Source organism: Flavobacterium sp. 38 (assembly GCF_057799715.1).
The window spans coordinates 210,858-224,198 of sequence record NZ_JBYNWZ010000002.1 but is presented as its reverse complement, the minus strand read 5'-3'; the positions used below and the strand labels follow the sequence as shown (position 1 = coordinate 224,198).

Here is a 13,341-nt window from a genome sequence, read left to right as displayed (position 1 = left end):
AATATAAAAATTAGTAGACGCAAAAAGCTCATATCAGATTTGCTCCTGCAAGGTTTTGGAAACCTTGCAGGAAAACAAAAAAGCTTATATCACTTATATGGTTAAAAAAAATTATTTCTCCAAAATCCCTTTTTCAACGCTGTCGTTAATCAAGCCTTCAGCGTAATTCCAAATTGATTTTGAGCCTTCTTTTATGATACTTTTCTTTTCGTAAACTTTATCGTATTTCACTCCAAACTCTTTCCATGTCCCGCCGTTATTCGAAGTATTTTGCAGAAGAGGCTCTAATCTGTCCATAGATTTGGCAAATTTAGCTTCGTTGGTTTCTCCTGCTTCAAATTCTTCCCAAATTGAGATAAATTCTTCTTTTTGTTTTTCTGGCAGTAAACCAAAAATTCTATTTGCTGCCAAACGCTCTTCATCAGTGTTCGAATGATTTTTTACGGTGTCATAAATAAAAACATCTCCAGCATCTATTTCTACAATATCATGAATTAAAACCATTTTTACGACTTTCAAAACATCAATTGGTTCGTTAGAATGTTCTGCCAAAACGATCGCCATTAAGGCTAAATGCCAACTGTGTTCGGCGTCATTTTCGCAACGGTCGCTATTGAATAATTTAGTTTTGCGCTGAATGTATTTTACTTTATCAATTTCTTTTATGAAAGCAATTTGATCTAATAAGTCTGGTGTTTTCATTTTAAATATTTTAGCAAAAAAGCAAAATTACGTAGTTTTTTCACCATATAAGTGATATAAGCAAATTAAGATATATACTTATTTATATAATCAAAAAATGAACTTATATCACTTATATGGTAAAGACATGTTTTTTTACACAAAAACCTAATTTCTGTAACATTAGTCACCCAATTTATTAAAAAACAAAGTTACCTTTGTATCCCATCATTTTACAATATCTATCATGAAAATAGAACAAATCTACACCGGATGCTTAGCACAAGGTGCATACTATATCACTTCAAATGGCGAAGCGGCCATTATTGATCCGCTTAGAGAAACACAGCCTTACTTAGATCGTTTGGAACGCGATGGAGTTAAGCTGAAATATATTTTTGAAACGCATTTCCACGCTGATTTCGTTTCGGGACATGTTGATTTGAGCAAAAAAACAGGAGCGCCAATTGTTTACGGACCAAATGCTGCCTGCGAATTTGACTGTATTTCTGCAAAAGACGGACAGGAATTTAAAATCGGAAAAATCACTATTAAAGTTTTGCACACTCCTGGTCATACCATGGAAAGCTCTACTTTTTTATTAATTGATGAAAACGGAAAAGATTACGCGATTTTCTCTGGAGACACTTTATTTATCGGCGATGTCGGTCGTCCAGATTTAGCTCAGAAAGCAGCGGGAATGACACAAGATCAATTGGCGGGAATTTTATATCATTCGTTAAGAGATAAAATCATGACTTTAGCTGATGAGGTTATCGTTTATCCAGCACACGGAGCTGGAAGTGCCTGCGGAAAAAACATGAGTAAAGAAACCGTTTCGACTATCGGAAATCAAAAAGCGACAAACTATGCTTTGCGCGCTAATATGACTGAAGAAGAATTCATTAAAGAAGTCACAGACGGTTTGTTGCCTCCTCCAGCCTATTTCAGTATGAATGTGGCGATGAACAAACAAGGTTATGAAAGTTTTGAAACAGTTCTGCACAACGGAATGAAAGCTATTAATGCAAAAGAATTTGAAGCGATTGCAGAAGAAACTGGAGCGTTAATTCTAGACACGAGAAGTGCTGCCGATTTCAGTAAAGGATTTATTCCACAATCGATCAATATCGGAATCAATGGAGATTTTGCACCGTGGGTTGGAACTTTGATTGCGAATGTAAAACAGCCAATTATTTTAGTTACAGCCGTTGGAATGGAAGAAGAAACCGTGACACGTTTAAGCCGTGTTGGTTTTGATACTATTATAGGTCATCTAGAAGGCGGTTTTGAAGCTTGGCAAAAGGCAGGTTTCGAAATTGATACTGTAAACAGAATTACTGCTGAACAATTTGCTAATGAATTTAAATTCGGCGAAGATAAAGTGGTCGATATTCGTAAAGAAACCGAATACGAAGCAGAACATATTGACGAAGCGTACAGCAAACCTTTAGCCTATATAAATGACTGGGTAAAAGATATTAACCCAAATGAGCATTTTTATCTGCATTGTGCTGGAGGTTACAGAAGTATGATTGCCGCTTCGATTTTACAAGCAAGAGGTTTCAGAAACTTCTCTGAAGTAGAAGGCGGTTTCGGAGCAATCTCAAAAACAAATGTTCCAAAATCAGATTTCGTTTGTCAGAGCAAAGTTTTGAAAGCATAAATATATTTTCACCATATAAGTCATATAAGTTCATTTTAGCTGGGGCGTAATTTCGATCGCTTATATTAACTAGATCATATAAGAATTCTACACATCAGCTTAAAATTACTTATATCACTTATATGGTTTAAAAAACACTTTAATTCTATTTTTCACCACATAAGTGATATAAGTTCATTTTAATTGGGGCGTGATCTAACTACTTATATTTTCTTAACTAGATAATATAAGAATTTCACAAAACAGCTTAAAATTTTCTTACATGACTTATATGGTTTAAAAAACACTTTAATTTTACTTTTCACCATATAAGTAATATAAGTTCATTTTAATTGGGGCGTGATCTAACTACTTACATTTTCTTAACTAGATAATATAAGAATTTCACAAAACAGCTTAAAATTTCTTACATGACTTATATGGTTTAAAAAAACTTAACATTAACTATGAGCATATTAGAAAGCATTAAAGAACCTTGGCCGTGGTATGTTGCGGGGCCATTGATTGGATTGACTGTTCCAATTTTATTAATTATCGGAAATAAATCTTTTGGGATTAGTTCGTCGCTGCGTCACATTTGTGCGGCTTGCATTCCTGCCAATATTTCGTTTTTTAAATACGACTGGAAAAAAGAAAGCTGGAATTTATTCTTTGTTTTCGGAATTTTCATTGGCGGTTTTATTGCTGCTTATTTCCTAACGAATCCAAATCCTGTTGAAATTGCTCCTGAATTATCAGCCAAATTAGCGACGTACGGAATCACAGATCATAGTGGTTTGGTTCCTGCTCAATTATTTTCTTGGGAAAGTTTACTTACGCTTCGCGGATTTATCATGATAGTTGTCGGAGGATTTCTTGTAGGTTTCGGAACACGTTATGCTGGCGGATGCACGAGCGGTCATGCGATTATGGGATTATCAAATTTACAATGGCCATCTCTTGTTGCTACAATCTGTTTTATGATTGGCGGTTTTGTAATGGCACTTTTGATTTTACCTTACATTCTTTCACTTTAAAGTTTCAAAAATGAGTTTAGAAAATAAAAATATAGACGGCGAAGGAATCAACGCAAGCCAGAAAAAAGAATCGGTATTCGGAAATTTAAAATATTTAATCGTCGGCATTTTTTTCGGAATTGTATTCGTAAAAGCAGAAATTATCAGCTGGTTCCGAATTCAGGAAATGTTCAATCTAGAGTCATTTCACATGTATGGCGTAATTGGATGTGCGGTTGTTGTCGGATTAATATCAGTACAATTGATTAAAAAATTCAATATCAAAACCCTTGATGGAGAAAAAATCGAGATTCAGCCTAAGACTTTCAACAAAGGTCAAATCTACGGAGGCCTAATGTTCGGTTTTGGATGGGCGATCACAGGAGCTTGTCCGGGTCCGCTTTTTGCTCAAATCGGGACTGGAGCAACGGTTATTGTTGTGACTTTACTAAGTGCGATTGCAGGAACTTGGTTTTATGGATTAATTAAGGACAAACTGCCTCATTAAGATGTTGTCTTACGATACGTTGATTTAAACGCAAAGCACGCTAAGATATACGCAAAGTTCGCAAAGTTTTTTTGACAAAGCTTTGCGAACTTTGTGCATTAAACACTTACTTCATTCCGTAGAAATGTCTCATCGGTAGAATTAAATTCGATTACAATTATTACGTTCGTTTGATTAATTTACATAAAAATCAGGTGTCCCTACAGGACACAATTCAATGCGACATATTTTTTTTACCGATGAGATATTCCTATGGAATATTTTTCTATGAAATATTCTTCATCGATTTTTAATTTGGTTTTGTTAAGTTTGCTCTCAACATTTCCCAAACAAGCAAACTAAATATATGATCCGTTCTGAACAGCTCTCTCAATTACAAAATACTGAAAAATGGGACGTAATCATAATTGGCGGAGGCGCAAGTGGTCTCGGAACTGCAATCGATGCTGCGAGTCGCGGTTATAAAACGATTTTATTAGAAGCGGTAGATTTTGCAAAAGGAACTTCGAGCCGAAGCACCAAACTGGTTCACGGCGGGGTTCGTTATTTGGAACAAGGAAATATACATTTAGTTCGAGAAGCATTAAAAGAAAGAGGTTTGCTGGCTCAAAATGCCAATCATTTGGTCAAAAACCAATCTTTTGTAATTCCGAATTACCATTGGTTTGGCGGTTATTTCTATACTTTCGGATTAAAAATTTACGATTTATTGTCGGGCCGTTTGAGTTTAGGAAGCTCCAAATATCTTTCGAAAAAGAAAACCATTGAATTGCTTCCGAACGTAGAAGAAAACGGATTGGCAAATGGTGTTATTTATCATGACGGGCAATTTGATGATTCCCGTTTAGCAATAAACATGGCTCAAACTGCCGTAGAAAATGGCGCCTGTGTTTTAAATTATATAAAAGTTGTCCATTTAGTAAAAGACGAAAAAAATCAGATTATTGGTGTTCAAGCTGTCGATCAGGAAACTGGCATCAAATACGATTTGAAAGGTTCTGCTATTGTAAATGCTACTGGAGTTTTCACCAATGCGATTATGAAACTTAATGATACGGTTTATAAAAAATATATAGTTCCGAGTCAGGGTATTCATTTGGTATTTGACAAATCTTTTCTTCCTGGTGAAAATGCTTTGATGATTCCCAAAACAAAAGACGGGAGGGTTTTATTTGCTGTTCCGTGGCACAATCATATTGTGGTGGGAACAACTGATACTTTAATTAAAAAACAAAGTTTAGAGCCAATTGCTTTAGAAAGCGAAATTCAATTTGTTTTGGAAACTGCTCAAAGATTCTTAGCAAAAAAACCAACAAGAGCTGACGTGTTATCTGTTTTTGCGGGATTACGTCCGTTGGCTGCTCCTGAGGAAGAAGGAAAAAGCACTAAAGAAGTTTCTAGAAGCCATAAAATTATCGTTTCAGAAACGGGCTTGATTACCATTACAGGTGGAAAATGGACTACTTATAGAAAAATTGCAGAAGATATTATTGATAAAGCAATAAAAACGGGAAAACTACCTAAGAAGGAATGTCGTACAGAACATCTTTCCATTCATGGAAACCAGCCAACTAATTCTTTCGATAGAGAAAATCACCTTTATATATATGGTACTGATATTCCGAAAATAATGGAATTAATGGAAAACGAACCTGAATTAAAGGAAAGACTGCACCCTAATTATGAATTCACATTAGCAGAAGTTGTTTGGGCAATTCGCTACGAAATGGCCAGAACTGTTGATGACATTCTAGCGAGACGTGTTCGTTTGTTATTTTTAGATGCGAGAGCTGCGATTGAAGTTTCTGAAAAAACCGCACGATTAATTGCTAAAGAATTAGGTTACGATGAAGCGTGGATTATTCAAGAAATTGCAAATTTCAGACAAATTTCGAGAGGTTTTCTTCTTTCTGAGTTTCAACAAACCATTAAAACTTGCTGATATTGAGCGTTTTTTGCTTTAAGCCATCTTACAAAAAAATAATTTCAGGCTAGTTTTAATAAAGATTCGTCTTTAGTTTAAAAAAATATTAATTATCAATATATCAATACGTTATATTAAAAAATTACTTTAATTTTATTGTTTAAAAGCTATGTTTTAGTTCATACTAAAACGAATTTATCTGTATTAACAAAAATTTAACATGACACTTGTATATACAACTATTAATTGTTATACATTTGTATATACAAATTATACACTTACGACTATGACAATTGAAGAGGTTATTAAGAGTACGGTTAAGATGGATAATGCGAAAAAAGTTATTCTAAATATCATGTACACACAAAATGTGGTTCAGGATCATTTCAACGAGTTGCTTAAACCGTATGATTTATCTGGAGAACAATATAATGTGTTGCGTATATTAAGAGGACAAAAAGGGAAACCTGCCAATATGTGCGTTATTCAAGAACGAATGCTTGCTAAAACAAGTAATACAACACGATTGGTAGACAAATTATTATTAAAAGAATTGGTAACCCGAAATGTTTGTCCAGATAACCGAAGAAAAATAGAAGTCTTAATCACACAAAAAGGATTGGACGTTTTAAAAGAATTAGATCCAAAAGTAGATGCGCATGAAAACACATTTGCTAAAAATTTGAAACCAGACGAACTGGTTTTCTTAAACCAATTATTAGAAAAATTTAGAACCAACAAATAAAATAAATACTATGAGCAATTTCTTAGAAAATCAAAATTGGAGATATGCAACCAAACAATTTGATGCTTCAAAAAAGATATCAGATGCTGATTTAAATACACTAAAAGAGGCTGTTAGATTAAGTGCTTCTTCATACGGATTACAACCTTATAAAGTAGTTATTGTGGAAAATCCAGAAATTAGAGAGCAATTAAAAGCTGCCGCTTGGGGACAAACTCAAATTACAGATGCTTCTCAATTATTCATCTTTGCAAATGATTTAAACCTAGATGCAGGTTCTGTTGATAAATACATCAGCAACATCAGCGAAGTAAGAGGTGTTCCTACAGATGCTTTAGGCGGATTTAGCGACATGATGAAAAATGTAATTGCCAATTTATCTGAAGATGCAAAACACATCTGGACTGCAAAACAAACTTATTTAGCTTTAGGAAACTTATTAAACGCGGCTGCAGAATTAAAAATTGACGCTACTCCAATGGAAGGTTTCAACGCAGCTCAGTTCAATGAAATTTTAGGCTTTGATAAATTAGGGCTAAATGCTTCAGTTATCGCTACTGTAGGATATAGACACGAAGACGACAAATCTCAACATAGCAAAAAAGTTAGAAAATCACACGAGGAATTATTTATCACTATATAATTATTTATTAATCAAATTCAAATTTTAATTTTAAACAACATGAAAAATTTAAAAACAATTGCAATAGCATTATTCGTAGCAGCAGCTGGAATCTCAGTAAACGCTCAAACTAAAAAAATCGACGTAAAAGCATCTACTATCAAATGGGTAGGTAAAAAAGTAACTGGAGAACACTCTGGAACTGTAAACTTCAAAGAAGGTGCTGTAGTTTTCAAAGGAAAAAAATTAGCTGGAGGTAGCTTTACAGTTGACATGACTTCATTAACTGCTACAGATTTAACTGGAGAATACCAAGGAAAATTAAACGGTCACTTAAAAGCTGACGATTTCTTCGGAACTGATAAATTCCCAACTTCAAAATTAGTTTTCAAAACTGTTAATGCTAAATCTGCTGACGTTTATTCTGTAACTGCAGATTTAACAATCAAAGGAATCACTAAACCAGTATCTTTTGACATCACTGTAAAAGGAAACACTGCTACAACTGCTTTCAAAGTTGACAGAACTAAATATGATATTAAATATGGTTCAGGTAGCTTCTTCGACGGTTTAGGAGATAAAACTATCAACGACGAATTTGAATTAGCTGTTGCTTTAAAATTCTAATATTTCAGGCTTACTAAATTCAGAAATAGAATAAACCCCAACGGTATAAAAAACTGTTGGGGTTTTGTTTTTTTTAAATTATTTATTTCTATAGATTTTCTCGGGATTTTGTCTGGTATCAAATACGTCCAAAATTTCGATAGTGTTTTTCTCCACATTAATCCAATAAATAATTTTATAGTTTTTGTATATTAAATAACGTATTCCGTTCGGATTATTTATTAAAAGTTCTTCTTCTTGACCAATTTCCGAATGTGAAATTAATTTGACAGTTTCTTTTGTAATTCCTGACACAAGATTTCTCGCGACATTTAAACTAGCTTCCCTTTTATAATAATCAAAAATATTCCGTAATTCTTTCTTCGCAAAATCTGTCCAAAATATTTTTAATCCCATTTTTCAATTTCTGCAATTAAATCATGAACCTCAGTCACATGACCATTTTTAGAATCTTGCAAAGAAAGGTCAATTCTTTTTTGAAATTCAGAAATAGACATAGGATTTAATTTAGACTCTTTTTCATTTTCTTTACGCAACAATTTTTCAAACTGTAAAATAGCTTTCTCGCTCTCAAGCTTTAAAAACTCTTTTATGAAAATTATTTTTCTAGTATCTAAGTCCATTTTTACTATTTTTTTCAAAGTTACAAATTATCTGAATATCAAGATTTAATTCTAACTATTTAACAGGTACTGAATATCAGAACTTCTAACCTTAAACTTTTCACAATCTTAACATTCTTAATATTATAATAACGCTTTCGTAATAAGTATCGGGGCTTTGATTAACATACGGCTTCTAATTTTGGGACAATTAAAAAAAATCACAAACTAGAAATTAAAATCATAGTTATGAAAACAAAATTACGTATTGCATCTATTATCTTCATTATCAGCTTTTTCGCACAAGCTCAACAACAGCAAAAAGGAATCGTTGGTGCAACAAACTGGATGAATAACTGGACGAACTTTAAACCAGCGATAAATGAATACGATGAAGCAACCAATATAATTGCCGGAACAATTGATAAAGATACGCGATTAGTAAAGCGCAGTGTCTACCATTTAGTTGGCGTTGTGTATGTTACTAATAATGCAACCTTAACTATCGAACCTGGAACTGTAATTCGCGGAGACGATAAAACCTGCGGAACTCTTGTCATTACAAACGGAGCAAAAATTATGGCTGAAGGTTTAGAAACTGATCCAATTGTGTTTACGTCAGAAAATGAAAAAAACAACAGAAAACCTGGCGATTGGGGCGGAATCATTATTTTAGGAAAAGCACCTATAAATTCTCTTGGAGGCATCAATACTTTGCCTTTTGATTTAGATCCAACTTTAAATCATTATGGAGGTCAGGATCCTGAAGATAATTCTGGGGTTATGAAATATGTTCGTATCGAATATGCTGGAAGAAAATTAAGTGCTTCTAAAGAGTTAAACGGACTTTCTCTAGCAGGAGTTGGAAGAAAAACTCAAGTAAGCAATGTACAAATCAGTTTTTCAAATGATGATTCTTTCGAATGTTATGGAGGCGATTTAAATTTGAGTAATCTAATTTCGTACAGAACAACCGATGATGATTTTGATTTTACTCAAGGTGCTCAAATAAACATTAGCAATAGTATCGCAATTCGCCACCCATTTTCATCGGATATTTCAGGCTCAAGATGTTTTGAAGTTGATTCATACGAAAAAGTTGCAACAACTGATATGACGAAAAAAATGACCAAAATAAACGCAAACAATATTACTTTGGTTAATTTAGAAGAAAACAATCAAGGATTGGTTAGAGAATCGGCTCATATTAAAGAAAACACTTTTTTTAATTTAACTAATAGTGTGGTTTCAGGATTTGCGCCTTTCATTTTATTGGAAGGAAATATCGGAAATGGAGAAGCTAATTTATCTAAAATTACTTTTAAAAATGTCGTGGCAAACAACTGTCAAGGTGAAATTGAAAGCGAATCTGGCAGCAATATTCCTGGCATAAAAAGCTATTACAGCAATCCTGCTTTTGGAATAGAATATACTAAAATGAAACTTACAGAGTTATTTGCTCTTCCAAGTATTAAAGGAAATCCAGATTTTAGATTAAATGTAAACAACACGTTAGCAATTGGAAATTAAAGAATTACAAAAACACTTTCGATTAAAATTTAACAAATTTCACAGAATCGAAAAGTTTTTTTTCAAATTTTATATACTCTAATTCAAATTACATTTATATCTTTGTGACATCAAAATAAGATATGAAAACAACAATGAACAATATTTGGTGGTGGAAGAATTTACGTCAGACGTCGTGAACGAAGCTTCCTATGGTATTGTAAAAACTATAAAAATTTAAAGGGCTTGTCATCACGACAAGCCTTTTTTTTTGATCAAAACTGAAACACATTAACGAACAACATAAAACTATATATTTTGAAACCTTTTATTCTTAATACACATTACAAACAAATTCTGGCAGACACCGTTACACCTGTGAGCATTTATTTCAAAATCAGAGATAAATTTCCAAACAGTTTATTACTAGAAAGTAGCGATTATCACGGTAACGATAACAGTTTCTCTTACATCTGCTGCAACCCGATTGCAACGATCAAAATTGAAAACGAGGTTATTTCTAAAACTTTTCCAGACGGAACTTCAGAAAAAATCACAATCGATTCTTCAACAAATATTCCGCAGGTAATTCAGGAATTTTCAAGTCAGTTTCAATCGGAGAAAAACGATTTTAAATTCATCAACAACGGTTTATTCGGCTACATTTCTTATGATGCAGTTCGTTATTTTGAAAAAGTTTCGATTGCCAAAAAAGACAATGCGACTTCTATTCCTGATGTTTTTTACGCAGTTTATCAAAACATTATTGCTATTAATCACTTTAAAAACGAAGCTTATATTTTCTGCCACAGCGTAGATAATAAAAACAATATTGCAGAAATTGAGCAATTGTTGCAATCCAGAAATATCGCTTCATATAAATTTTCTAAAGAAGGAGAAGGTTTTTCAAATTTAACAGATGAAGAGTTTAAAGCAAATGTGGCTTTAGCCAAAAAACATTGTTACCGAGGAGATGTTTTCCAATTGGTTCTTTCTCGCCGATTTACTCAAGGTTTTAAAGGAGACGAATTTAATGTGTACAGAGCTTTAAGAAGCATCAATCCTTCTCCGTATCTATTCTTTTTTGATTATGGAGATTTTAAAATATTTGGTTCTTCGCCAGAAGCACAAATTATTGTAAAAAACAGAAAAGCTGAAATTCATCCAATCGCAGGAACTTTTAAAAGAACTGGAAATGACGAACGTGATGCGCTTTTAGCAAAAGAACTTTCAGAAGATAAAAAAGAAAATAGCGAACACGTTATGCTTGTGGACTTGGCAAGAAACGATTTAAGCAGAAATGGGCACGATGTAAACGTAGAGAAATACAGAGAAGTTCAATTTTTCTCTCACGTAATTCACTTGGTTTCAAAAGTTACGGGGCATTTACACGACAAAGCAACTACTATGCAAGTCGTTGCAGATACTTTTCCAGCAGGAACTTTGAGCGGAGCGCCAAAACACAGAGCAATGCAGTTAATTGAAGAATGCGAAAAAACAAATCGTAATTTTTACGGAGGCGCAATCGGCGTAATGGATTTTGACGGAAATTTTAATCATGCGATTATGATTCGAACTTTCCTTTCTAAAAATCATCAATTGCATTGCCAAGCCGGAGCCGGAATTGTAGCAAGTTCTGACGAAGAAAGTGAAATGCAAGAAGTTTATAATAAATTAAGAGCATTGAATACAGCGCTTGAAATGGCAGAGAAAATTTAGTGTTCAGTGTTCAGTCTCGAAGTGTTCAGTTTTTTTAAGCGTGAATCCTGAAACTTAAAACAAATCAAAAAACAACCATAAAAAAAACCACAAAAGATCATGAAAAAAGTAGTATTCATTTTAGTTTTAATCATTACCATTACTTCTTGTAATTCAGAAAAAAAACAGAATCCGATTGAAGGAACCTGGCGACTTATATCGGCAGAAACGACTGAGAAAGATTCGACTTTTTCTACATTCAATAAAAACACCAAAATGATTAAAATTATAAACAGCACTCATTTTGCTTTTATGAACCATGATTTAAAAAACGGCAAAGATTCTACCACAGCGCTATATTTTGCTGGAGGTGGAAAATATACATTGAAAGACAGCATTTATACCGAAAATCTGGAATATTTTAATAATCGTGATTGGGAAAATGGAAAATTTGAATTTGTAGTGAAAGTTCAAAATGATACCTTAATTCAAAAGGGAGTAGAAAAATTAGAAAAATTAGGAATAGACCGAATTATTACTGAAAAGTACGTTCGAGAGAAATAAAAAAATTAGTTTCAAGTTTTCTTCGTTTCAAGTTTCAAGTTAGTTGGAACATGAAACTTGAAACCTGAAACTCTGAAACAAAAAATAACACAATGAAAAAAATACTAGTTATAGACAATTACGATAGTTTCACTTACAATTTAGTGCACTATTTAGAAGATTTAAACTGTGAAGTTACAGTTTATAGAAACGACGAATTTGATATTGATGAAATTGCGTCTTTTGAGAAAATTTTACTTTCTCCGGGACCTGGAATTCCGGACGAAGCAGGTTTATTAAAAGCGGTAATCGAAAAATACAGTCCGACAAAAAGTATTTTGGGAGTTTGTTTGGGACAGCAAGCAATTGGAGAAGTTTTTGGCGGAACGCTTTCGAATTTGGATAAAGTGTATCACGGTGTAGCTACAAATGTAAAAACTGTAGTTTCTGACGAAATTTTGTTTGAAGGTTTAGGAAACGAATTTGAAGTAGGAAGATACCATTCTTGGGTTGTTGATGCAAATTTACCTGAAGATTTAGAAGCAACTTCGGTAGATGAAAATGGCCAAATCATGTCTTTAAGACATAAAAATTATAACGTAAGAGGCGTTCAGTTTCACCCAGAAAGTGTTTTGACACCAAACGGAAAAAGGATTTTAGAGAATTGGATTAAGAGTTAGTGATCAGTGGTCATTATTTTTAGTACTCAGATACAGTAAAACTTTATTCATTTAACATCTTATTGCCATAAAAAATGGAAATATCAATTCTAGAAACTAAAGAAATCAAAATTGAAGATATTTTGATTTTATATAAAGCCAATGAATGGAGTTCGGCGAGCAAACCAAATGAGTTGTATAACGGCCTTTTGAATTCTGAAACTTTGATAACAGCTTGGGAAGGGAAAAAATTGGTCGGACTTGGAAATGCAATTTCAGATGGATTTTTAACCGTTTATTATCCGCATTTATTGGTGCTTCCTGATTACCAAGGAAAAGGAATTGGAAAGATGATTTTGGATAAAATGCAGGAAAAATATCGTCGCTTTCACATGCAGATGCTTACGGCAGACGGACGCTCCGTTGATTTTTATAAAAAAAACGGATTTGAACGAGCAGGAAAAACAGAGCCGATGTGGATTTATCACGGTAACGAACATTAAGAAATAGTATTCAGTTACAGTTTACAGTCAAAAAAACTTAGAACCTTAGCGTCTCAGCA

At 33.3% G+C, this 13,341-nt stretch carries 15 protein-coding genes; 12 read left to right on the top strand and 3 right to left on the bottom strand.

What is annotated here, in order from left to right; genetic code table 11:
• Nucleotides 1–111: 111 nt before the first annotated feature.
• On the bottom strand, nt 112–702 hold the full coding sequence (locus tag AC3E9W_RS06205) for an HD domain-containing protein (protein ID WP_488767537.1): 591 nt from the start codon (nt 700–702) through the stop codon (nt 112–114).
• A 226-nt stretch (nt 703–928) separates the two neighbouring features.
• Between AC3E9W_RS06205 and AC3E9W_RS06200 the strand changes: the two genes are divergently transcribed.
• From AC3E9W_RS06200 to AC3E9W_RS06170, 7 genes are all read left to right on the top strand, one after another.
• Entirely contained in the window at nt 929–2,347 is a 1,419-nt protein-coding gene (locus tag AC3E9W_RS06200) for an MBL fold metallo-hydrolase (protein ID WP_488767536.1), read from the top strand.
• A 452-nt stretch (nt 2,348–2,799) separates the two neighbouring features.
• Nucleotides 2,800–3,363 carry a YeeE/YedE family protein gene (locus AC3E9W_RS06195; protein WP_488768068.1) on the top strand — a complete coding sequence of 188 codons (564 nt, stop codon included), beginning with the start codon at nt 2,800–2,802 and terminating at the stop codon, nt 3,361–3,363.
• A 10-nt stretch (nt 3,364–3,373) separates the two neighbouring features.
• Complete coding sequence (locus AC3E9W_RS06190) at nt 3,374–3,850, top strand: DUF6691 family protein (protein WP_488767535.1); 477 nt, start codon at nt 3,374–3,376, stop codon at nt 3,848–3,850.
• 346 nt (nt 3,851–4,196) lie between these two features.
• Entirely contained in the window at nt 4,197–5,792 is a 1,596-nt protein-coding gene (locus AC3E9W_RS06185; RefSeq protein ID WP_488767534.1) for a glycerol-3-phosphate dehydrogenase/oxidase, read from the top strand.
• Nucleotides 5,793–6,060: 268 nt separating this feature from the next.
• Entirely contained in the window at nt 6,061–6,519 is a 459-nt protein-coding gene (locus AC3E9W_RS06180; protein ID WP_306156019.1) for a MarR family winged helix-turn-helix transcriptional regulator, read from the top strand.
• 10 nt (nt 6,520–6,529) lie between these two features.
• Nucleotides 6,530–7,162 (top strand): NAD(P)H-dependent oxidoreductase, encoded by a 633-nt coding sequence (locus AC3E9W_RS06175; RefSeq protein ID WP_306156020.1) that lies wholly within the window; start codon nt 6,530–6,532, stop codon nt 7,160–7,162.
• Between the two features lie 39 nt (nt 7,163–7,201).
• Nucleotides 7,202–7,768, top strand: coding sequence for a YceI family protein (locus AC3E9W_RS06170; RefSeq protein ID WP_306156021.1), 567 nt, complete (start codon nt 7,202–7,204; stop codon nt 7,766–7,768).
• A gap of 78 nt (nt 7,769–7,846) precedes the next feature.
• On the opposite strand, the gene AC3E9W_RS06165 is transcribed toward AC3E9W_RS06170, so the two are convergent.
• Nucleotides 7,847–8,164 (bottom strand): type II toxin-antitoxin system RelE/ParE family toxin, encoded by a 318-nt coding sequence (locus AC3E9W_RS06165; RefSeq protein WP_488767532.1) that lies wholly within the window; start codon nt 8,162–8,164, stop codon nt 7,847–7,849.
• Nucleotides 8,155–8,391, bottom strand: a complete 237-nt coding sequence (locus AC3E9W_RS06160; protein ID WP_488767531.1) for a hypothetical protein — start codon at nt 8,389–8,391, stop codon at nt 8,155–8,157. Before AC3E9W_RS06160 ends, AC3E9W_RS06165 begins: the two co-directional genes overlap by 10 nt.
• A gap of 228 nt (nt 8,392–8,619) precedes the next feature.
• On the opposite strand from AC3E9W_RS06160, the gene AC3E9W_RS06155 reads away from it, so the two are divergent.
• The 5 genes from AC3E9W_RS06155 (at nt 8,620) to AC3E9W_RS06135 (ending at nt 13,282) form a co-directional block, all read left to right on the top strand.
• Complete coding sequence (locus AC3E9W_RS06155) at nt 8,620–9,900, top strand: hypothetical protein (protein WP_456895920.1); 1,281 nt, start codon at nt 8,620–8,622, stop codon at nt 9,898–9,900.
• A 297-nt stretch (nt 9,901–10,197) separates the two neighbouring features.
• Nucleotides 10,198–11,598 (top strand): anthranilate synthase component I family protein, encoded by a 1,401-nt coding sequence (locus tag AC3E9W_RS06150; RefSeq protein ID WP_306156025.1) that lies wholly within the window; start codon nt 10,198–10,200, stop codon nt 11,596–11,598.
• 99 nt (nt 11,599–11,697) lie between these two features.
• The gene (locus AC3E9W_RS06145; RefSeq protein ID WP_488767529.1) at nt 11,698–12,141 is read left to right on the top strand and encodes a hypothetical protein; all 444 of its coding nucleotides are present in this window, start codon (nt 11,698–11,700) and stop codon (nt 12,139–12,141) included.
• 92 nt (nt 12,142–12,233) lie between these two features.
• Nucleotides 12,234–12,800 carry an anthranilate synthase component II gene (locus AC3E9W_RS06140; RefSeq protein WP_488767527.1) on the top strand — a complete coding sequence of 189 codons (567 nt, stop codon included), beginning with the start codon at nt 12,234–12,236 and terminating at the stop codon, nt 12,798–12,800.
• Between the two features lie 74 nt (nt 12,801–12,874).
• Nucleotides 12,875–13,282, top strand: a complete 408-nt coding sequence (locus AC3E9W_RS06135; RefSeq protein WP_488767525.1) for a GNAT family N-acetyltransferase — start codon at nt 12,875–12,877, stop codon at nt 13,280–13,282.
• The last annotated feature ends 59 nt before the right edge of the window (nt 13,283–13,341 follow it).

What these genes read in the sequence shown, in the direction of transcription:
- AC3E9W_RS06165 (WP_488767532.1), bottom strand. Translation starts at nt 8,164, where the DNA reads ATGGGATTAAAAATATTTTGGACAGATTTTGCGAAGAAAGAATTACGG.
- AC3E9W_RS06145 (WP_488767529.1), top strand. Translation starts at nt 11,698, where the DNA reads ATGAAAAAAGTAGTATTCATTTTAGTTTTAATCATTACCATTACTTCT.
- AC3E9W_RS06135 (WP_488767525.1), top strand. Translation starts at nt 12,875, where the DNA reads ATGGAAATATCAATTCTAGAAACTAAAGAAATCAAAATTGAAGATATT.
- AC3E9W_RS06160 (WP_488767531.1), bottom strand. Translation starts at nt 8,391, where the DNA reads ATGGACTTAGATACTAGAAAAATAATTTTCATAAAAGAGTTTTTAAAG.
- AC3E9W_RS06185 (WP_488767534.1), top strand. Translation starts at nt 4,197, where the DNA reads ATGATCCGTTCTGAACAGCTCTCTCAATTACAAAATACTGAAAAATGG.
- AC3E9W_RS06190 (WP_488767535.1), top strand. Translation starts at nt 3,374, where the DNA reads ATGAGTTTAGAAAATAAAAATATAGACGGCGAAGGAATCAACGCAAGC.
- AC3E9W_RS06180 (WP_306156019.1), top strand. Translation starts at nt 6,061, where the DNA reads ATGACAATTGAAGAGGTTATTAAGAGTACGGTTAAGATGGATAATGCG.
- AC3E9W_RS06170 (WP_306156021.1), top strand. Translation starts at nt 7,202, where the DNA reads ATGAAAAATTTAAAAACAATTGCAATAGCATTATTCGTAGCAGCAGCT.
- AC3E9W_RS06140 (WP_488767527.1), top strand. Translation starts at nt 12,234, where the DNA reads ATGAAAAAAATACTAGTTATAGACAATTACGATAGTTTCACTTACAAT.
- AC3E9W_RS06175 (WP_306156020.1), top strand. Translation starts at nt 6,530, where the DNA reads ATGAGCAATTTCTTAGAAAATCAAAATTGGAGATATGCAACCAAACAA.
- AC3E9W_RS06200 (WP_488767536.1), top strand. Translation starts at nt 929, where the DNA reads ATGAAAATAGAACAAATCTACACCGGATGCTTAGCACAAGGTGCATAC.
- AC3E9W_RS06155 (WP_456895920.1), top strand. Translation starts at nt 8,620, where the DNA reads ATGAAAACAAAATTACGTATTGCATCTATTATCTTCATTATCAGCTTT.
- AC3E9W_RS06205 (WP_488767537.1), bottom strand. Translation starts at nt 702, where the DNA reads ATGAAAACACCAGACTTATTAGATCAAATTGCTTTCATAAAAGAAATT.